Genomic DNA, 20481 nt, shown 5'->3' on the forward strand with positions numbered 1-20481 from the left:
TGCAAACACTTGCAGCAATCAATAACAAATGTAAACAACTGAAAGGATGGTGGCGGGATGAGGATACATAACGGTGTGCGCCAGTTCGGCTGGGCGCTGTTAATGAGTTTTACCGTGGTGCAGGGGGCGCAGGCGGCGCCAGCCAGCGCACCGCCGGTGTCATATGGCGTCGACAGCGACACCTTTCACCCGGTGAAAGCGCAGCACGGAATGGTTGCGTCAGTGGACGCCATGGCAACCCGGGTGGGCGTCGATATCCTCAAACAAGGGGGTAACGCGGTAGATGCAGCGATTGCGGTGGGCTTTGCGCTGGCGGTCACTCACCCGCAGGCGGGCAACCTGGGCGGCGGCGGCTTTATGCTGCTGCGCACCGCTGCCGGCCGCACCACCGCCATCGATTTCCGCGAGATGGCGCCGGCGCGTGCCTCGCGCGATATGTTCCTGGATAAGCAGGGCAATGCGGATAGTAAGTTATCACTCACTTCTCATCTGGCTTCCGGCACGCCGGGAACCGTAGCCGGTTTTGCCCTGGCAGCGCAAAAGTACGGCACGCTGCCGCTTAGCACGCTGCTGGCGCCGGCGATCAAGCTGGCGCGCGACGGCATCATCGTTAACGATGCGCTGGCTGACGATCTCGCTACCTACGGTAAAGAGAACCTGATCAACCACGACAACAGTCGCGCCATTTTCTACAAAGCCGACGGTCAGCCTTACCAGAAGGGCGATCGCCTGGTGCAGAAAAACCTCGCGCACAGCCTGCAGCTGATTGCCCAACAGGGGCCGGATGCTTTCTACAAAGGCAAAATTGCCGATGAGATCGCTGCCGAAATGGCGCAGCACGGCGGACTGATTGGCAAGGCGGATCTGGCGGCCTACCGCGCAGTGGAACGCAAGCCGGTAAGCGGCAGCTACCGTGGCTACGAGGTGTTCTCCATGCCGCCACCGTCGTCCGGTGGCATTCATATCGTGCAGATCCTCAATATCCTGGAAAACTTCGATCTGGCGAAATGGGGCTTCGGTAGCGCGGACGCGATGCAGGTTATGGCCGAAGCGGAAAAATATGCCTACGCCGACCGCTCCGAGTATCTCGGCGATCCCGACTTCGTTAAGGTGCCACAGCAGGCGCTGACCAGCAAAGCCTACGCCAAAACGCTGGCCCAGCAGATTGACGTTAACAAGGCGCGCCCCTCAGCCGACATCAAGCCCGGCAAGCTGGCACCGTACGAGAGCAATCAAACCACCCACTTCTCGGTGGTGGATAAAGACGGCAACGCGGTGGCGGTGACCTACACGCTGAACACCTACTTTGGCAGCGGCGTGGTGGCCGGTAACAGCGGCATTCTGATGAACAATGAAATGGATGATTTCTCTGCCAAGCCGGGCACGCCAAACGTTTATGGCCTGGTGGGCGGTGAGGCGAACGCGATCCAGCCGGCCAAACGTCCGCTGTCATCGATGTCGCCAACCATTGTGGCGAAAGACGGTAAAACCTGGCTGGTGACCGGCAGCCCGGGCGGCAGTCGGATTATCACCACCGTGCTGCAAATGGTGGTGAACAGTATCGATTTCGGTATGAACGTGGCGGAAGCCACCAATGCGCCGCGCTTCCATCACCAGTGGCTGCCGGATCAGCTGCGCGTCGAGAAGGGCTTCAGCCCGGATACGCTGCGTCTGCTGGAAGCTAAAGGTCAGCATGTCAAAGTGCTGCCGGCGATGGGCAGCACGCAGAGCATCATGATTGGCCCGGACGGCATGCGCTACGGCGCGTCCGACCCGCGCTCGGTGGATGATTTGAGTGCCGGGTATTAACGTCGCGCAATAAATTGCGCCGCTACCTCACCGTGCATTGGCCGGTAGCGGCGCGATTCATCGCGCATTCCCTTTCAGACGCGCCATGTAATGCGTATTGATCATCTGGCCGTCGCGGACCGCGAAACCTCTGGCGGTACCTTCAATCTCAAAACCAAACTGCTGATACAAACCCATGGCCTGGTGGTTATCCGCAAATACCGTCAGTTCAATTCGCGTGACCTGCAGCCAGTTGTCGCACAGATCCACCATCGCCGCCATCAGCGCTTTACCCACGCCGCGCCGATGGAATGCCGGATCAACGCCCATGCCGATAGTGGCGCAGTGACGGCGGCGTGCCACCGCCATAACTTCCAGCGTCAGCTGACCGACAACCTGCCCGTCAATACAGGCCACCAGCATGGTGACATGGGGACGGGGATTCGCGAGCCGCTCCTGCCAGAGTGACGGTGACTGATACGGCAGATGCAGCGTGCCCGCCTGAGTTTCCGGCTGGCTATAGATACGCGTCAGAACGGCGGCATCTTCGGGCGTTGCGTGACGAACAGTAACCTGACTCATAAAGCAGCTCCTTGCACTCAGTGAATGAAATCCCCTTTAACATCAGGGAATTCGCGCGCAACGTCAACGGTAAAAAAATCGGGAAAGGGCTTTACAGACGCGAATGATAATGATTATTATTGTCAGCGCGAATCCGGCAGCGTCTCCTGACAAACCGGGTAAGCACGACATTGCTCACATTGCTTCCAGTGTTTCTTAGCCAGCTCGGGTGCTGGCTTTTTTTTTGCCTGCGCCTCAGGCGAACGCCGTCCTCGGCACTTAATCCCTCTTCTCCTTCCGTGGCCGCAACGGCATAACATGACAAAAAAATGATAAACTCAGCGTATCTCTGACCTCAGGCGCACACGATGAAGAAGAAAAGACCGGTATTACAGGATGTTGCCGATCGCGTCGGCATCACAAAAATGACCGTCAGCCGCTACCTGCGGAACCCCGATCAGGTCTCTGCGGCGCTGCGCGACAAAATCGCCGTGGCGCTGGATGAACTCGGCTATATCCCCAACCGTGCGCCCGACATGCTCTCTAACGCCACCAGCCGCGCGATTGGCGTGCTGCTACCCTCGCTCACCAACCAGGTATTTGCCGACGTGCTGCGCGGCATTGAAACCGTGACCGATGAAGCGGGCTATCAGACGCTGGTGGCGCACTTCGGCTACAACCCGCACAAAGAGGAGCTGCAGCTGCGTTCGCTGCTGGGCTGGAACATTGATGGCGTGATCCTCACCGAACGTTCCCATACGCCGGGCACGCTGCGCATGCTGGAAGTGGCGGGCATTCCGGTGATCGAAATGATGGATTGCGTCACGCCGTGTCTTGATATGGCCGTGGGCTTCGACAACGTCGAGGCGGCGCGGCAGATGACGCATGCTATCCTCAGGAAAGGCCATCGTCACACCGTCTATCTGGGCGCGCGCCTCGATGAGCGTACGCTGCAAAAGCAGCAGGGCTACGAACAGGCGATGCGCGAAGCCGGGCTGACGCCACACAGCGTCATGATGGAAGATGCCTCCTCCTTCAGCGCCGGTGCCCAGCTGCTGCGCGAGGCGCAGAAGCGCTATCCGCACACTGACAGCCTGTTCTGTACCAATGATGACCTGGCGGTAGGCGCGATGTTTGAGTGCCAGCGCCAGGGGCTGCGCGTGCCGGAGCAGATGGCGATCGCCGGCTTTCACGGCCACGACATCACGCAGGTGGTCAATCCGCGGCTGGCTACGGTGCTGACGCCACGCGAACGCATGGGGCGTGAATCAGCCGCCATGCTGCTGGCGCGGATTGGCGGCGATCGCAGCGTGACCGCACCGCTGGATGTCGGTTTTGAGATTGCCGAAGGTGGCAGCATCTGATTTTGGCGATTTTTTGAGTCAGTTCACACTTTCGTGCTTTTCCGCCTGACAAGGGTTGCCAGCGTCTGAGCGCGCTCGGACAATGGCAATCAAAATTGTTATCGGTAACATTGGCAGCTTAACCTGCCGGAGCGCAAAACCATGACCACGCCATCTCCATCGCACCACGTCTTTATCCTGATGGGTGTTTCCGGCAGCGGAAAGTCTGCCGTCGCCAATCAGGTGTCTCATCAGCTCAGCACCGCGTTTCTGGATGGTGATTTCCTGCATCCGCGCAGCAACATCACCAAAATGGCGGAAGGCCATCCGCTGAACGACGACGATCGCCAGCCGTGGCTGCAGGCGCTGAATGATGCGGCGTTCGCGATGCAGCGCACCCAGGCGATCTCGATTATCGTCTGTTCAGCGCTCAAAAAGTCCTATCGCGACATCCTGCGTCAGGGCAATCACAACCTGAAATTCATCTATCTGAAGGGCGATTTTGCCACCATTGAGTCTCGTCTCAAGGCGCGCAAAGGCCACTTCTTCAAACCGCAGATGCTGGTGACACAGTTTGAAACCCTGCAGGAACCGGGTGCCGACGAGCCGGATGTGCTGGTTGTCGATATCAATCACTCACTGGATGAGGTAGTTGCGGCCACGGTTGCGACCATCGAGGGCGCAATCAACAAGGGCTAGTCATGAGTACCGCAACGCTGGTGTTAACCGCAGCAGGCTCTGTCCTGCTGCTGCTGTTTTTGGTGATGAAAGCGCGGATGCACGCCTTTGTCGCCCTGATGTTAGTGTCGATGGGTGCCGGTCTGTTCTCCGGTATGCCGCTGGATAAAATTGCCGAGACCATGCAAAAAGGCATGGGCGGCACGCTCGGCTTTCTCGCCATTGTGGTGGCGCTGGGCGCCATGTTCGGCAAAATTCTGCACGAAACCGGTGCGGTCGATCAGATCGCCATTCGCATGCTGAAAACCTTTGGCGAACGGCGCGCGCACTATGCGATGGGCATTGCCGGGCTGATCTGTGCGCTGCCGCTGTTCTTTGAAGTGGCCGTAGTGTTGTTGATCAGCATCGCCTTCGCTGTGGCACGCCGCACCCACGATAATCTGGTCAAACTGGTGATCCCGCTGTTTGCCGGCGTCGCCGCCGCGGCTGCCTTTTTGCTGCCCGGACCGGCACCGATGCTGCTGGCGGCGCAGATGCACGCTGACTTTGGCTGGATGATCCTGCTGGGGCTGTGCGCGGCGATTCCCGGCATGCTGATTGCCGGTCCGCTGTTCGGCAACCTGATTGCGCGCCATGTGACGTTCAGTGCGCCGCCGGAAGATCATCAGCCGGACGTCAGCGAGGGCCAACTGCCGTCGTTTGGCTTTAGCCTGTCGCTGATTTTGTTCCCGCTGCTGCTGGTCGGGCTGAAAACCATCGGCGCGCGCTTTACCACACCGGATTCACGTCTGTATGCGTGGCTGGAGTTTATCGGCCATCCGTTTACCGCCATCCTGCTGGCGCTGCTGGTAGCGATTTACGGCCTGGCTTACCGTCAGGGCATGGATAAAGAGAAGGTGATGCAGGTATGCGGCAGTGCGCTGCAGCCGGCGGGGATTATTCTGCTGGTGATTGGTGCGGGCGGCGTGTTCAAACAGGTGCTGGTGGATTCCGGCGTTGGCCCGGTGCTGGGCCACGCGCTGACCGGTGCCGGCATGCCGATTGCGCTGGCCTGTTTTATTCTCTCCGGCGCGATTCGGGTGATTCAGGGCTCGGCCACGGTGGCCTGTTTAACCACCGTCGGGCTGGTGATGCCGGTGATTGAACCCTTGCATTACAGCGGCGCGCAGCTGGCGGCGCTGTCGATCTGCATTGGCGGCGGCTCGATTATTATCAGCCACGTCAACGATGCCGGTTTCTGGCTGTTCGGCCGCTTCACCGGTGCCACCGAAGGCGAGACGCTGAAGACCTGGACGCTGATGGAGACGATTCTCGGCACCACCGGCGCTATCGTCGGGATGATCGCGTTTAGTTTGTTGTCGTAATGGCAATGCGCAATAAATTGCGCCGTTACAGATTAATGCACAGCCTGTAGCGGCGCGATTTATCGCGCGTTGTAAAAATGATTAATCCACCTCGCGCTCATCGTCCGGCTGATCCAGCACGGTGTACGCCACCGCACAGAACAGCGAATTCAGGCGCTTCATATCTCCCAGCAAACCTAAATGCAGCGAACTGGTTTCGATGCTTTGCACATTCTGCCGGTGCAGGCGCTCGACGTGGGCGTGGGAATAACGGCGAATCAGGATGCGGAAACGGTGCTTGGCACGGCGCAGGCGCTTCGCGCTGGTGACGTCGTGCGACAGAAACACCGACAGGCTCAGGCGCAGGTTGCTTAACACCTGCTCCTGCAGCGAATTCAGCTCTTCCAGCCCTTCCGGCGAAAACGCCCGGCGCGCCTGCAGCGACTTGTCCGCTACGTCGGCGCTCATGCGTTCGATAATGTCGCCTGCCTGCTCCAGATTCAGCGCCATCTCAATCACCTCGGCCCAGCGGCGTGAATCCTCTTCCGCCAGGTCCTCCTTCGGCATGCGCGCCAGATAGAGCTTAATGGCGGTGTACAGCACGTCCACATCATCATCCAGCCGCCGCGCTGCGCGCTCCTCGCGCAGTTCGCCCATCACCACCTTGTTGAAGCTCTCCAGCATCTGCTCCACCACATCGCCAATGCGCAGCGTCTCCCGCGCCGCGTTGGCCAGCGCCAGCGCCGGGGTATCCAGCGCGCTGCTGTCGAGGTGCTTAGGTTTGAGATGGGTCTGGTTTTCCGCATCGTCGGCGATCATGCGGCGGCACAGGCGCGCCATCGGTTCGGCAAACGGCACCATCACCAGACAGCGCACCAGGTTGTAGAACACGTGGAAGAAGATCACCATCTCTTCATCGTTAACCGGCAGCTTATCCAGCAGGTCGGCGATGTAATCGACAAACGGCAAAATAACGATGCTGCCAATCAGCTTGAACAACAGGCTACCAAGCGCCACCCGCTTGCCGGCAGCATTGGATCCGCTGGCGTTGATCATCGCCAGCAAGCCGCTGCCGAGGTTAGCGCCAATCACCAGACACAGCGCCACTTTGAACGAGATAACGCCGGTGGCGGTCAGCGTGGCGGTAATCAGCACTGCGGCCAGGCTGGAGTAGCTGATGATGGCGAAAACCGCGCCAATCAGCGCATCCAGCATGATATCGCCGGTCAGCGTGGAGAACAGCACCTGTACGCCAGCGGCCTGCGTGATGGGTTTGGCGGCGGCGACAATCAGCTGCAGCGCCAGCAGAATCAGCCCGAGGCCGATGGCCGCACGTCCGATCTGGCCAGCGCGCGTCTGTTTGCGGCTGAGGAAAAATACCACGCCAAAAAAGATAAACAGCGGCGACAGCCAGGAGAGATCGAAGGTCAGGATGCGCGCCATGATGGCAGTACCGACGTCGGCTCCCAGCACCACCACCAGCGCGGGCGTCAGGCTGACCAGATTCTGCGCCACAAACGAGGTGACTAATAACGTGGTGGCGTTACTGCTCTGCACCAGCGCGGTAACGCCAATCCCGGCAAGAAACGCCATCGGCTTTTTTTCCACGCTGCGGCTTAACACGCGACGCAGATCGGCACCGTACACGCGCATCACGCCGGTGCGGACAATATGGGTGCCCCATACCAGCAGGGCGACGGCGGAGAGAAGGTTAAGCAGGGTTAGCACGAATAAAGGCTCCTATGCGCCAGGCAGAAAACAGGCGGCTGCCTGCCTGGCGATAAGCACAGCCGATAAATACCTGCGTCGCGCTGCGTTGCCAATTTTTCGTTTAATTTAAGCGACCTGGCGCAACGTCGACATCTCTAACTGTAGTCCAATCTGCATGCCGGCGGGGTGTAAATCTGCCACGCTGCGGTTGAGCACATCTACCGACAACTCGACCTGATTCGCCAGCACGCGATAGCGGATCACGTTCCCGAGCAGGCTATGGCTCAGAATAGTGGCCGCGATGCCTGCCTGCGGTGCGCACAGCTGGATGGATTCCGGACGAATCGCCACCTGGCTGCTGAACGGCTGGCCGGTCAGCTGCATTGCCTGTTCGGCACTTAGCAGGTTGTAGTTACCAATAAAGCCCGCGGCGAACAGATCCACCGGCTGGGTATAGAGCGTTTCCGCGTTGCCGTTTTGCACAATGCGACCGCGATTCATCAGCACAATACGGTCCGACAGCGTCAGCGCCTCTTCCTGATCGTGGGTGACAAAAATGGTGGTCAGCTTCAGCTCCTGCTGAATGTGGCGAATCTGCTCGCGCAGATGGCGGCGAATGCGGGCGTCCAGCGCCGACAGCGGTTCATCCAGCAGCAGCAGGCGTGGCCGCGTCACCAGCGAACGCGCCAGCGCCACACGCTGACACTGACCACCCGACAGCTGGTGCGGATAGCGGCGCGCGAAGTCGGTCAGTTCCACCAGCGCCAGCGCTTCCATCACGCGTTGCTGAATCTCACCGGCGGGCAGTTTCTGCATCTTCAGGCCAAAGGCGACATTCTTCTCTACCGTCATATTGGGAAACAGCGCATAGCTCTGGAACACCATGCCAATGGTACGTTTCTGCGGCGGCAGCGGCACCAGATCCTGGCCCTGCAGCAGAATGGTGCCGCTGTCGACATCGGTCAGGCCGGCGATGCAGCGCAGCAGCGTTGACTTGCCGCAGCCGCTCGGGCCGAGCAGGGTGACAAACTCACCTTCGTCGGCGCTGAAATCGATGTTTTCAAAAATGGTGGTGGGGCCATAACTTTTATTCAGTTGGGTAACGTTCAGGTAACTCATGGTCAGCCTCGTTCAGGATTGAGGGCATTGGCCAGCCAGGTGACCAGCAGGACAACCGCAAAATAAGAGATCACCAGCGCGCTGGTGAAATGCCCGCTGCCGTTGCGCATGTTGTAGAGATAAACCTGCAGCGTTTCATAGCGGGTGCCGACCAGCAGGTTAGCAAAGACAAACTCACCAATCAGAAACGAGAAGGAGAGCAGCACGGCAATGAACACCCCTTTGCGCAGATTTGGCAGCACCACAAACAGGGCTGCCTGCCAGGTGCTGGCGCCCAGCAGATGAGCCGCGTCAATCAGCTCTTTCAGGTTGATGGCCTGCATGTTGTTGGCAATGGCGCGGTAGATAAACGGCAACGCAATGGTGAAGTAACAGCCGATGAGAATCCACGGCGTGCCGGTCAGCATCAGCGGGCCCGAGGAGTAGAGCTGCAGCAGCCCGACCGACGAGACCACCGGCGGCACGGCAAACGGCATCAGAATCAGCACGTTCATCACCGCGTCCAGTTTTGGATAGTAGTAAGCGATTACAAACATCGCAGGCAGCACCAGCAGCAGGGAGAACAGCAGCGCACCCACGCAGATCAGCAGTGAATGACCGAGCGCGGTGAGGAAGCGCGGATCGCTCCACAGCTGCGTCAGCCACTTCAGGGTAAAGCCCTGCGGCAGAATGGTATCGCTCCACTCGCTGGAGATGCCGTACAGCAGCGTCGCCAGCAGCGGTGCGGCGAGCACAATCAGCAGCAGCCAGACAATCAGGCGATGGTAGAGTTTTTCGACGCGAGACATGTCAGGACTCCTGTACGCGGGCATGCAGATAGCTGCGACGCACCAGATACTGCTGCACCACGGTAATCAGCGCCATAATCAGCACCAGCAGCATCGCCAGCGCGCCGCCGGTATTGGGATCGAGCGAGATATCGCCTGACACCAGCGCGGCGATGCGCACCGGCACCACGTTGAAGTTGCCGGTGGTCAGCGCATAAATGGTGGCGTAGGCGCCCAGCGCGTTGGCCAGCAAAATTACAAAGGTGCCGAGCAGTGCCGGAAACAGAATCGGCAGGCCGATGTGCCACCAGTAGCGCCAGCGGCTGGCACCGAGCAGTGCCGCCGACTCTTCCCAGTCTTTCCGCAGCCCGTCAAACGCCGGGTAGAGCAGCAGAATACCGAGCGGAATCTGGAACCAGGTGTAAACCAGCACCATGCCGTCGCGCGAAAACAGCTTAAAGCTGTCCAGCCAGCCGTAGTGGCGCAGCAGCAGCGTCAGGCAGCCGTTGAGTCCGAGCAGGATGACAAAGGCGAAGGCCAGCGGCACGCCGGCGAAGTTGCTGGTCATATTGGTGAACGACAGCAAAAAGCGCTGAAAACGCCCGGTGCCGAGCTTGTGCAGCGAATAACCGGCAAGCAGCGCGATCAGCAGGCCGTAAACGCTCGACCACAGCGAAATATCCAGCGACAGGCGAAAGGCCTGCAGGTAGAACGGTGAAGTGAGGATATCGCTGTAGTTATCGATGCCCCAGCGCTCGTTGATATCGCTCCAGAAGCTGTTGATGGCAATCCACAGCAGCGGCGCGAGCTGGAAGGCGATCCAGAACAGTACGAACGGCAGCAGCAGCAGCGAGGCCAGGGTTTTGCCCTTCATCAGCGCGGCTCCGCCAGCAGACCGCGACACAGCGGTTTGTCGTGCGGGACGCCGAGCAGGGTGCAGACGGTGCCGCACAGGTCGGTTTGCTGCGGCTCAAGGTCGGGCTGCAGCGAGAAGCCGCGGCCAAAAACAAACAGCGGCACCTGCGTCTCTTCCGGCAGAATACCGCCGTGCGAGCGATCGTCGTTCATGCCGTGATCGGCGGTGACAATCACCTGATAACCGGCGGCCAGCCAGCCGGGCATCCACTGCGACAGATAGCCATCCGCCATTCGTGCCCGGTTACGGTACTGCGGTGATGACAGGCTGTGCTTGTGCCCGGCATCGTCGATGTTCATTGGGTGAATCAGCAGGAAATCGGGATCGTGCTGCAGGCGCAGGCTTTCGGCATCCTCGAACAGGTGCGAATCGGGATAACCGTCGTCCCAGTAGAAATGGCCGTACTGGATCGGCAGGTCGGGCGCGTTAGTGTGGCGATCGCGCGCGGCGTTGAACGGCGAGCGGTTATACAGTTCGCTCACCCAGTGATAAGCGGCAGCGGCGGTAGTGAGTCCGGCGTCGCGCGCATAGTGGAAGATGCTGCGCTGATTGCTCAGGCGATTGACGCCGTTGTGAATGATGCCGCTGCGCACCGGCGGAATGCCGGTCAGAATGCATTCGTACAGCGGACGTGACAGCGACGGCAGTTCGCAGGTCAGCGTGTAATAGTGGCCGTTGCCCTGTTTGCATTCGGCAAACAGATAGCCCATGGCGTGCTGCGCCACCTGATTACTCAGCCCATCGAGTACCACCAGGATTGTTTTCATCCCCGCTCCCTCAGGTGCGCATGAATGCGCACCCTGTAAAAATTGGTGATAGGTACCGGCGCAATGTATTGCGCATTGCCGGAAAACGGATGCGCGATACATCGCGCCGCTACGGTATGTGCGACTGGCAAAACGTCTGCGTTACTGCTTCATGTTAATAACCACATTCTCCTGCCACAGGCGCGGCAGCAGTTTTGAGGTCTTATCCCAGGCAGCCTGATCTTTGATCGGACGGGCATTTTTATATTCCGACTGCGGCAGCAGCTTGGCCTGCACGTCCGCCGGCAGCGTTAAATGCTCGGCGCGAATCGGGCGCGCATAGCCTTTCGCCAGGTTGATCTGGCCCTCATCCGACAGAATGTATTCACGCGCCAGCTTCGCCGCGTTCGGGTGGCGGGCGTATTTGTTGATAATGGTGGTATAGCCAGAAGTCACCGACCCGTCCGACGGAATCACCACTTCGTAGCGATTTTTATCAATCTGGTCGCGGTAGTTCAGACCGTTGAAGTCCCACACCACGGCGACCTGAATCTCACCTTTTTCGATGTTGGCGATCACCGGGTCGGTCACGCCAAGGCGGCCCTGTTTCGCCAGCTCACCAAAGAACGCCAGCGCCGGCTTGATGTTCTTCTCGTCACCGCCCAGCGCATAGCTGGCGGCGAGGACGCCGTTTGCCGCCTGAGCAGCCGTGCCGACGTCGCCGATAGTGACCACATACTTACCTTTTTTCAGATCGGCCCAGCTGTGCGGTGCGTCTTTCACCTGCTGCTTGTCGATCAGGAAAGCGATGGTGCCGGTGTAGGCCAGCATCCAGTTGCCATCGGCGTCTTTCGCCCATGCCGGAATCTGATCCCAGTGCGTCGGTTTGTAGGGTTGCGCCACGCCTTTGGCGACGGCAATCGGGCCGAAGGCGGCACCCACGTCGCCGATATCGGCGCTGGCGTTATCCTGCTCGGCGGCAAACTTCGCCAGCTCCTGCGCCGAAGACATATCGGTATCGCTGTGCTTCAGACCGTATTTGGTGCTGAGATCGTTCCAGGTATCTTTCCAGTTGGCCCAGGTGTCAGGCATACCGACGCTGTTAACCTGGCCTTCGGCGCGCGCGGCTTTTTCCAGCGCGGCAACATCGTTATCGGCGGCCTGCGCGGCGGGCAGCGCAAGCAGAACGGCACTGGCTACTACAGAAGAGATAAACGCTTTCATCTCGATTGCTCCGGGTGTAAGTTGTGGGTCGTCGTGGTCTAGTCCAGCAAGAACCGAGCCAATGTAGCCCGGATAGATGAAGGTTTTATGACCGGGGTGTTGAAATGGGATGTGGCGCGTCGTTCCACATGCGGTTACAGCGCGCTAAAGCGTGGGATGTGCCTTGTCACATTGTAGTCATCGAACTGTCATAGTGCAGATTTGCCCCAAAATGAGGCTGAAAAAAATGTCGTCGAAAACCGCAGATGTGATCGCCGCCGCACTATGCGAACGGATTGAAAACGGAGAGTTTGTCACCAGACGATTGCCGGCCGAGCGCGCGTTAAGCGAACAGTATTCGACCACGCGCATCACGCTGCGTGAAGCGCTTGGCCTGCTGGAAGCGCAGGGCGTCATCTACCGCGAACTGCGGCGCGGCTGGTTTATTGCGCCGCCGCGCCTCATCTATAACCCGGCACATCACAGCCACTTTCACGCCATGGCGCTGCAGCAGGGGCGCATTGCCAGCACTGAGGTGATGGAGGCGCGCGAGGTGCCGGCGCAGCTGGCAATTGCGCGTCATCTGCAACTGCTGGAAGGCGATCAGGTGTACCGCATTCGCCGCCTGCGCCGCATTGATGGCCGCGCGGTGCTGTACGTCGAGCATTACCTCAATCCGGCCTTCTTTCCCGGTCTGCTGCGTGAAGATCTCACCCGCTCGCTGACCGATCTGTATGACCAGCGCTACGGCATTCACTACGGCGGCGCACGGTTTACCATTGTGCCCGGTCCGCTTCCGGCGCGGGCGGCGCCCGCACTGAACGTAGCGAGCGGTACGCCCGGCCTGCTGATTACGCGTATCAACCGTGACCAGCATAAGCGGGTGATTGACTGCGACTGCGAGTACTGGCGTTATGACGCGCTGTGCGTTGATGTTGAGGTGTGATGTATTGTGATTTAGATCACATTACAGCATGATAGCGCCAGAAGAATCTCGTCATCTGAGGCGCAAAATAATGACAACAAAACCAGCGGCGGGGCAGCTTATTGCTTCGGTATTACAGTGGGTACTGAACATTGGCCTGGTGATTCTGGCCGTTATTCTGGTGGTGTTTCTTGGTAAAGAGACCATTCACCTGGCGAATGTGCTGTTCAGCACCGGTGAGCAGGCGTCCTCGTATCTGCTGATCGAAGGCATTGTGATCTACTTTCTCTATTTCGAGTTTATCGCGCTGATTGTGAAGTACTTTCAGTCCGGCTATCACTTTCCGCTGCGCTACTTCGTCTATATCGGGATCACGGCGATTATTCGTCTGATCATTGTCGACCATAAAAATCCTTTCGATACGTTGTGCTACTCGGCGGCCATTTTGATTCTGGTGGTGACGCTGTGGCTGGCCAACAGTAACCGCCTGAAACGCGAGTAATTCCTCCCGCGACGCCAGCGTGGCACAAGCAGATGTGTCACGCTGAGCGCGGTGCGCTACACTAGGGCAACTTTTTTACCGGAGATGTCCTGATGTCGCATGACGCGCTGCGCCAGTTACGCGCACTGCACTGGCTGCCAGCCTCTTCCCCGTTACTTTCACCGCCGCTGCTTGACTGGCTGCTGGAAGAAGACTCAATGACGCGCCGCTTTGAGCAGCACTGCCAGCAGGTTACCGTACAACTGCTGCGGGAAGCGTTCATTACCGCCGATGAGATGCCGCAGGAAGCGGCGTTTCTGCCTGCCGACACGCGCTTCTGGCTGCGTGAAATCGTGCTGTGCGGTGACAATGAACCCTGGCTGATTGGCCGAACCGTGGTGCCGGAGAGCACGCTGAACGGCCCGGAACAGATGCTGCAAAATCTCGGCACGCGACCGCTGGGACGCTACCTGTTTTCCTCCTCGACGCTGAGCCGCGATTTTATCGATCCGGGCCAGATTGATGACCTGTGGGGACGCCGCTCGCGGCTGCGCCTGTCCGGCAAACCGCTGCTGTTAACTGAACTGTTTTTACCGGCGTCGCCGCTGTACCGCGCGCTGAAGCAAGGATAACGCCCCGTGCAAAAGACTTTAACCATGAGCAAATGGCAGGCCTATAGTCGCCTGATGCGTATTGATAAACCGATTGGCACGCTGCTGCTGCTGTGGCCGACACTGTGGGCGCTGTGGCTATCCGGCATGGCGATTCCGCCGCTGTCGGTGCTGGTGGTGTTCGTCCTCGGCGTGTTTGTGATGCGTGCGGCGGGCTGCGTGATCAACGATTATGCCGACCGTAACGTCGACGGCCACGTGAAACGCACCGCCGCGCGACCGTTAGCCAGCGGCGCGGTAACGGAGAAAGAGGCGAAGCTGCTGTTCGCCGGCCTCGGTCTGCTGGCGTTCCTGCTGGTGCTGACTATGAACCGCATGACCATTCTGCTGTCATTTGGCGGGCTGGCGCTGGCGTGGGTTTATCCCTTTATGAAGCGCTATACCCATCTGCCGCAGGTTGTGCTGGGCGCAGCTTTTGGCTGGGCGATTCCGATGGGCTGGGCGGCGGTTAGTGAGTCCTTACCCTTTGTCTGCTGGCTGGTGTTTCTCGCCAATATTTGCTGGACGGTGGCTTATGACACCCAGTACGCCATGGTTGACCGCGACGACGATCTGAAGATTGGCGTGAAATCGACGGCGATTCTGTTTGGGCGTTACGACAAGCTGATTATCGGGCTGTTACAGCTGGCCGCGCTGGGCCTGATGGCGCTGGTGGGCATTTTACTGCATCTGAACGGTGCGTTTTACTGGTCGCTGCTGCTGGCGGGCGGGCTGTTTGTGCATCAGCAGAAACTGATTGCCGGGCGTGAACGTGAGCTGTGCTTCCAGGCATTCCTCAACAACAACTACGTTGGCCTGGTGCTGTTTATTGGCGTGCTGCTTAATACCCAGCCGTTTGTTGCGCTGTTCTGATGGTGGGGTGATTAACCCCGGCGGCGTGCCGGTCGCCGCAGTGGGAAGCGCGTTCTTTTCGCGCCTGAATTCTGAAAATGAAACCGCGGCGCAATCTGGCGTGTGACAGATGCGCCGTGGTTTTCAGTCGCCCATTAGTCGTGCGCCACGGCACTCTCAATGGTCAGACGGACATCGCTGGTGACCAGTTCGGCCAGCATCTGCCACATCATATTGGTACGTTCAGCATCCGCATCACCGGAATCACTGATATAGCCTTCATCACGCAGCGACAGCACCAGCGCGGTAAAGACTGCCTTGTCGAAGAACTCCGGCGCATTGATACCGTGCAGCACTGACAGACGCTGAGCCAGCGTGCGGCTCTCTTTCTCCAGCGTGCCACGGTTAATGGTCGGCTTGGCGCTGAGAATGGCGAAGGTAATGGCGAAACGCTGCAGCGTTTCACGAATCCCGGCCGCCAGCAGCTGCAGCGTACGATAACGTGCCGCACTCATTTTCAGCTGGCCTTCCTGTACGGTGATCAGCCCCTGCCGCGCCATTTCGGCGCAGAGCGCATTCAGCAGGGCCGGCAGTTCGGCACTGTCCCAGCGCAGGAACAGTTCGCTCTTCAGCATCGGATAGACCAGGCTGACCTGACGCAGCAGTTCCGCCTCGCTGATCTCCCGATGCTGCTGCACGATAGCGGCAATCAGCGACGGCATCACCAGCATATGGTGGATGTTGTTGCGATAGTAGGTCATCAGCACCGCCTGCTCGCGCGGCAGAATAATGATCTCGCCAATACTGTCCTGCTCGGTCTCGAACTTGTTCATGCCCATGGCGTGATCGAGCAGCGCTTCAGCGCTGAGATCCGGCACGGTCGACTCGGGTGAGTACGGCACATTGCGCAGCAGCTGGGTGTAGCACTCCAGCTGTTCCGTCAGCTGTTCACGCGTCAGCGAACGCTGGCGCGATGCCAGCAGCGCGGTCACGCACAGGTTCATGGCGTTGGCCGCGCCGGCTTCGTTGATGCGAACCATCAGACGTGCCGCGATATCGTTCACCACCGGCGTCATCCACGCCGGACGCTGAGGATCGATAGGGTCAATCGCGTCGCGCCACTCCGGAACCTGCTTGTTGAGATAGTTAACCAGCGACAGCGGCTCACCGAAGTTCACATAGCCCTGGCCGAGGTTACGCAGCTTGCGCAGGCCGCGCACCATCTGCATGAAGCCCTCTTTCTCTTTCGCGGCACCGCGCAGCTCTTTGGCATAAGTGCCGACTTCCATCACGTGCTCATAACCGATGTAGATCGGCACAAAGGTGATAGGACGGCTGCCGCCGCGCAGCAGCGCCTGTAACGTCATCGACAGCGTGCCGGTTTTCGGGTCGAGCAGACGGCCAGTACGCGAGCGCCCGCCTTCAACAAAATACTCAACCGAATAGCCACGGCTGAACAGCTCGCCCAGATACTCGCGGAACACCGTGGAGTAGAGCTTGTTGCCTTTAAAGGTACGACGAATAAAGAAGGCTCCGAGGCGACGGAAAATCGGTCCGGCTGGCCAGAAGTTGAGATTGATACCGGCAGCAATGTGCGGCGGCACCAGGCCCTGATGATAGAGCACGTAGGACAGCAGCAGATAATCCATGTGGCTGCGGTGGCAGGGCACGTAAACAATTTCGTGACCATCCTGCGCCAGCTGGCGCACGCGTTCGCCGCCGTGCACGTTAATGCCCTGATAGAGCCGACTCCACAGCCAGCCCATCACACGGTCAGTCACGCGGATCGCTTCGTACGAGAAATCCGCCGCCACTTCTTCCATCATTTCGATGGCATTCTGCTGCGCTTTTTCATGCGAAATCTTCTTGCTGCGCGCTTCGTCTTCAACCGCTTTCTCAATCGCTTTGGATTGCAGCAGCTTGTTGAACAGATCCTGGCGTGCCGGCAGACGCGGGCCGACGGCTGCCAGCCGCTGGCGGGCAAAATGAATGCGTGCGACACGTGCCAGCTTCTGCGCGATCGACTGATCGGTACCGTGTTCGGTGGCCATCTGACGCAGCGAAACCGTGGGCGAGAAGCGGACAAAGCTGTCGCGACCGTGCCACAGGATGGCAAAGAACTTCTGTATACCGTTAAGAATACGCAGATGTGGCGTCGGTTCGCCCTGAATTTCACGGCCTGGCGCACGGCCAAACATCACGGAAACCGGCAGCATCTGTACGTCCAGCGCCGCATTGTTGCGGTGCAGATCGAGGTAGTCATGGAACAGCTTGACCGACTCCGGGTTCGCCACGAAATAGGGGAAGACGCGCGGCCCATCGTGAATAAATACGTGGCGCGGCAGCAGGGTGCCGTCAATCTCCAGCGGCGCCAGCGGATCCGGCAGATCGTGCTTCAGGCACTGTGCGCGTAGCGTGAGCAGGTCCGCCTTTGAATCATAAGGCAAAACATACATCACCGGACGGGTCGGATCGATACCGTGTTCCGAGATCGGATCGGTCGGAATGACCTTACTTTTTACCAAAATAGAGAGTGGTAAATTCAACAATTTGTAATAGAGTTTACGCCAACCTGACATAGACAACTTGAAGCCTCTTGTTAGCAAAGCGCGGCAAGCATACCAGAAAGTGCGGCGAAGATCTGTGGCTGTGCCACCCCGCGCGCCCAGACATTGACGTCAAAAACAGTTAAGGGTTCCACAACATGGCAAATAACGTCACCGGTTTCCTGAGAATCATTAAAGCCGCCGGTTATTCCTGGCAGGGGCTGCGCGCCGCCTGGCAGCATGAAGCCGCTTTTCGCCAGGAGGCGATTGCCGCACTGGTCGCGGTTGCCATTGCCTGCTGGCTGGATGTCGATGTCATCACGCGTGTGTTGCTGATTGGCTCGGTGGTGCTGGTGGTCATTGTTGAGATCCTTAATAGTGCCATCGAAGCCGTGGTGGACCGTATTGGTCAGGAGCGCCATCCGCTGGCGGGACGCGCCAAAGACATGGGCTCGGCGGCGGTACTGCTGGCTATCTTACTGGCTCTGTTTGTCTGGATCGCGCTGCTTTGGTCGCATTTGCGATAAACATTCCACATTCATCAAGCCGCTGATTTTTCCCTCTGTTTCGGTTTTCATTTCGCCAATACCTGTATATACTCACAGCGACTGTATAAACAACCAGGGGGCGGGATGAAAGCGTTAACCAGCAGGCAGCAACAGGTCTATGACCTGATTCGCGACCATATTAATCAGACCGGCATGCCGCCAACGCGTGCTGAAATTGCTTCGCAACTGGGCTTCCGCTCGCCTAACGCTGCTGAAGAGCACCTGAAAGCGCTGGCGCGTAAAGGTGTCATTGAAATCGTCTCCGGTGCATCGCGCGGTATCCGCCTGCTGATGGAAGAAGAGGCGAGTGAAGGGCTGCCACTGATCGGTCGCGTCGCCGCCGGTGAACCGCTGCTGGCGCAGGAACATATCGAAGCCCACTATCAGGTCGACGCCAACCTGTTCAAACCCTCTGCCGATTTCCTGCTGCGCGTCAGCGGTATGTCAATGAAAGATATCGGCATTATGGACGGCGATCTGCTCGCGGTGCATAAAACGCAGGAAGTGCGCAATGGCCAGGTGGTGGTTGCGCGTATCGATGATGAAGTCACGGTGAAACGCTGGAAGAAGCAGGGCGCGATTGTCCAGCTGCTGCCGGAAAACAATGATTTCCAGCCGATTGTCGTGGATACCCGTGAACAGTCGCTGACCGTGGAAGGGCTGGCCGTAGGCATCGTGCGCAACGGCGAGTGGCTCTGAAACCCGGTTGATCTCCCCCGCTGCGGCGGCGCTCGCGCGCTGGCCGCAGTCTGCTCTAATCATACTTTTGTTCCCGGCCCGTAAGGCGCTCGCTCAGGCCGACTACCGTAACCCTCGGGATGGGGCTGATGCAGCTATTTTCCTCTTCTGATAAAGCGCTGTGGCGACTGGCGTTGCCAATGATCCTCTCCAATATCACCGTGCCGCTGCTCGGCGTGGTCGATACCGCCGTGATTGGCCATCTAGATAGCCCGATCTACCTTGGCGGCGTGGCGGTAGGCACCACGGCAACCAGCTTCATCTTTATGCTGCTGCTGTTTCTGCGTATGAGCACCACCGGTTTAACCGCACAGGCGTTCGGGGCCGGCGATAAACAGGCACTGGCGCGCGCACTGATGCAGCCGCTGCTGATCGCTCTGGCCGCCGGGTTGCTGCTGGCGCTGCTGCGTTCTCCTGCCAGTAGCCTGGCGGCAACGCTGATGGGCGGCAGCGCGGAAGTCCAGCAGCAGGCGCAGATCTTCATTGAAATCCGCTGGCTGAGCGCACCGGCTACGCTGGCTAACCTGGTGATTCTCGGCTGGCTGCTGGGCGTGCAGTATGCGCGTGCGCCGATGGTTCTGCTGATTGTCGGAAACCTGGTTAACATCCTGCTCGATCTGCTGCTGGTGCTGAAACTGCACTGGGGCGTTGCCGGTGCCGCCGCCGCCACGGCGCTGGCCGAATACGTGACGCTGGCGGTGGGATTATGGATGGTGGCGCGCGTACTGAAACTGCGCGGCATCGATTTCAAACTGCTGAAAAACAGCTGGCGCGGTGACGCGGCGCGGTTATTTCGCCTTAATCGCGACATCATGCTGCGCTCGCTCATGCTGCAGATCTGCTTCGCCTCGCTGACCCTGCTGGGTGCACGCATCGGACCGGATGTGGTTGCGGTCAATGCGGTGCTGTTGATGTTCCTGACGTTTACTGCCTATGCGCTGGACGGCTTTGCTTACGCGGTGGAAGCCTGCTCGGGTGAAGCGGTAGGGGCAAAAGATCGCAGCCGGCTGCTGCTGATCTGGCATGCCGCCTGTCGCCAGGCGGGTATCGTTGCGATGCTGTTTGCGCTTATTTATGCGCTTAGCGGCCCGCATATTGTTGCGCTGCTTACCTCGCTGCAGCCACTGCGTGAGATGGCCGATCGCTTTCTGCTGTGGCAGGTGATTTTACCGCTGGTCGGCGTCTGGTGTTATCTGCTGGACGGCATGTTCATCGGCGCGACGCGTGGTCGCGAAATGCGTAACAGCATGATCATGGCCGCAGCCGGTTTTGGCATCACTTTGCTAACGCTGCCGTGGTTAGGGAATCACGGTTTATGGCTGGCGATCACGGTGTTTCTGGCGCTGCGCGGCCTGACGCTGGGATGGATGTGGCGCCGCCACTGGCAGCGTGACAGCTGGTTCAGTCAGCCATAAGCGCAGCGCAGGCACCAGAATAATCTGTAATTCCGTGCACAATCCGAAGCGGCTACTATAATTATCTCAAACGGCGCAGATAAGCAGCGCGTTATATGGTTATTTCCGGCATTACATGAGAAATACACCATCTCACTCAGGAAGACGTGGAG

At 58.9% G+C, this 20481-nt stretch carries 19 protein-coding genes; 11 read left to right on the forward strand and 8 right to left on the reverse strand.

Features of this window, described 5'->3' with window-relative positions; translation table 11 throughout:
* Nucleotides 1–57: 57 nt before the first annotated feature.
* A complete protein-coding gene (gene ggt, locus F3J36_RS11590) occupies nucleotides 58–1809 on the forward strand; it encodes a gamma-glutamyltransferase (RefSeq protein ID WP_021507998.1) in 1752 nt (583 codons plus the stop codon).
* Between the two features lie 57 nt (nucleotides 1810–1866).
* Here the strand turns inward: ggt and F3J36_RS11595 are convergent, their stop codons facing one another.
* Nucleotides 1867–2370, reverse strand: a complete 504-nt coding sequence (locus tag F3J36_RS11595) for a GNAT family N-acetyltransferase (RefSeq protein WP_166719751.1) — start codon at nucleotides 2368–2370, stop codon at nucleotides 1867–1869.
* A gap of 347 nt (nucleotides 2371–2717) precedes the next feature.
* Between F3J36_RS11595 and gntR the strand changes: the two genes are divergently transcribed.
* The 3 genes from gntR to gntU all read left to right on the forward strand — a co-directional run bounded on the left by gntR (nucleotide 2718) and on the right by gntU (nucleotide 5734).
* Complete coding sequence (gene gntR / locus F3J36_RS11600; protein WP_021507996.1) at nucleotides 2718–3713, forward strand: gluconate operon transcriptional repressor GntR; 996 nt, start codon at nucleotides 2718–2720, stop codon at nucleotides 3711–3713.
* Nucleotides 3714–3854: 141 nt separating this feature from the next.
* Nucleotides 3855–4391 carry a gluconokinase gene (gntK, locus tag F3J36_RS11605; RefSeq protein WP_010615889.1) on the forward strand — a complete coding sequence of 179 codons (537 nt, stop codon included), beginning with the start codon at nucleotides 3855–3857 and terminating at the stop codon, nucleotides 4389–4391.
* Between the two features lie 2 nt (nucleotides 4392–4393).
* On the forward strand, nucleotides 4394–5734 hold the full coding sequence (gene gntU / locus F3J36_RS11610; RefSeq protein ID WP_021507994.1) for a gluconate transporter: 1341 nt from the start codon (nucleotides 4394–4396) through the stop codon (nucleotides 5732–5734).
* Nucleotides 5735–5815: 81 nt separating this feature from the next.
* Here gntU and F3J36_RS11615 read toward each other — a convergent pair whose 3' ends face one another.
* From F3J36_RS11615 to F3J36_RS11640, 6 genes are all read right to left on the reverse strand, one after another.
* Nucleotides 5816–7441 carry a Na/Pi cotransporter family protein gene (locus F3J36_RS11615; RefSeq protein ID WP_166719752.1) on the reverse strand — a complete coding sequence of 542 codons (1626 nt, stop codon included), beginning with the start codon at nucleotides 7439–7441 and terminating at the stop codon, nucleotides 5816–5818.
* A 108-nt stretch (nucleotides 7442–7549) separates the two neighbouring features.
* Nucleotides 7550–8542, reverse strand: a complete 993-nt coding sequence (locus F3J36_RS11620; protein ID WP_166719753.1) for an ABC transporter ATP-binding protein — start codon at nucleotides 8540–8542, stop codon at nucleotides 7550–7552.
* Between the two features lie 2 nt (nucleotides 8543–8544).
* Nucleotides 8545–9330: an ABC transporter permease gene (locus tag F3J36_RS11625; RefSeq protein WP_058757571.1), complete on the reverse strand. Its 786-nt coding sequence runs from the start codon at nucleotides 9328–9330 to the stop codon at nucleotides 8545–8547.
* Between the two features lies 1 nt (nucleotide 9331).
* Nucleotides 9332–10183 carry an ABC transporter permease subunit gene (locus F3J36_RS11630; protein ID WP_021507865.1) on the reverse strand — a complete coding sequence of 284 codons (852 nt, stop codon included), beginning with the start codon at nucleotides 10181–10183 and terminating at the stop codon, nucleotides 9332–9334.
* Nucleotides 10183–10992, reverse strand: coding sequence for an alkaline phosphatase family protein (locus F3J36_RS11635; protein ID WP_058770008.1), 810 nt, complete (start codon nucleotides 10990–10992; stop codon nucleotides 10183–10185). The genes F3J36_RS11630 and F3J36_RS11635 overlap by 1 nt, the downstream gene beginning before the upstream one ends.
* A gap of 141 nt (nucleotides 10993–11133) precedes the next feature.
* Nucleotides 11134–12195, reverse strand: coding sequence for an ABC transporter substrate-binding protein (locus tag F3J36_RS11640; RefSeq protein WP_141496157.1), 1062 nt, complete (start codon nucleotides 12193–12195; stop codon nucleotides 11134–11136).
* Nucleotides 12196–12421: 226 nt separating this feature from the next.
* Here F3J36_RS11640 and F3J36_RS11645 point away from each other — a divergent pair, with 226 nt between their 5' ends.
* From F3J36_RS11645 to ubiA, 4 genes are all read left to right on the forward strand, one after another.
* Nucleotides 12422–13120: a UTRA domain-containing protein gene (locus F3J36_RS11645; protein ID WP_021507862.1), complete on the forward strand. Its 699-nt coding sequence runs from the start codon at nucleotides 12422–12424 to the stop codon at nucleotides 13118–13120.
* Between the two features lie 70 nt (nucleotides 13121–13190).
* Nucleotides 13191–13601: a phosphate-starvation-inducible protein PsiE gene (gene psiE, locus F3J36_RS11650; protein WP_010616618.1), complete on the forward strand. Its 411-nt coding sequence runs from the start codon at nucleotides 13191–13193 to the stop codon at nucleotides 13599–13601.
* Nucleotides 13602–13693: 92 nt separating this feature from the next.
* Entirely contained in the window at nucleotides 13694–14212 is a 519-nt protein-coding gene (gene ubiC / locus F3J36_RS11655; protein WP_010616617.1) for a chorismate lyase, read from the forward strand.
* A gap of 24 nt (nucleotides 14213–14236) precedes the next feature.
* On the forward strand, nucleotides 14237–15103 hold the full coding sequence (gene ubiA, locus F3J36_RS11660) for a 4-hydroxybenzoate octaprenyltransferase (protein WP_176428066.1): 867 nt from the start codon (nucleotides 14237–14239) through the stop codon (nucleotides 15101–15103).
* A 134-nt stretch (nucleotides 15104–15237) separates the two neighbouring features.
* Here the strand turns inward: ubiA and plsB are convergent, their stop codons facing one another.
* A complete protein-coding gene (plsB, locus tag F3J36_RS11665) occupies nucleotides 15238–17661 on the reverse strand; it encodes a glycerol-3-phosphate 1-O-acyltransferase PlsB (protein ID WP_031279763.1) in 2424 nt (807 codons plus the stop codon).
* Nucleotides 17662–17786: 125 nt separating this feature from the next.
* On the opposite strand from plsB, the gene F3J36_RS11670 reads away from it, so the two are divergent.
* The 3 genes from F3J36_RS11670 (at nucleotide 17787) to dinF (ending at nucleotide 20329) form a co-directional block, all read left to right on the forward strand.
* Nucleotides 17787–18155, forward strand: coding sequence for a diacylglycerol kinase (locus F3J36_RS11670; protein WP_166719754.1), 369 nt, complete (start codon nucleotides 17787–17789; stop codon nucleotides 18153–18155).
* A gap of 105 nt (nucleotides 18156–18260) precedes the next feature.
* Nucleotides 18261–18875, forward strand: coding sequence for a transcriptional repressor LexA (gene lexA, locus F3J36_RS11675; protein WP_031279762.1), 615 nt, complete (start codon nucleotides 18261–18263; stop codon nucleotides 18873–18875).
* A gap of 128 nt (nucleotides 18876–19003) precedes the next feature.
* Nucleotides 19004–20329: an MATE family efflux transporter DinF gene (dinF, locus tag F3J36_RS11680; protein WP_166719755.1), complete on the forward strand. Its 1326-nt coding sequence runs from the start codon at nucleotides 19004–19006 to the stop codon at nucleotides 20327–20329.
* Nucleotides 20330–20481: the final 152 nt, after the last annotated feature.

The organism is Pantoea sp. Cy-640, from assembly GCF_011752635.1.
Taxonomy (GTDB): Bacteria; Pseudomonadota; Gammaproteobacteria; order Enterobacterales; family Enterobacteriaceae; genus Pantoea; species Pantoea dispersa.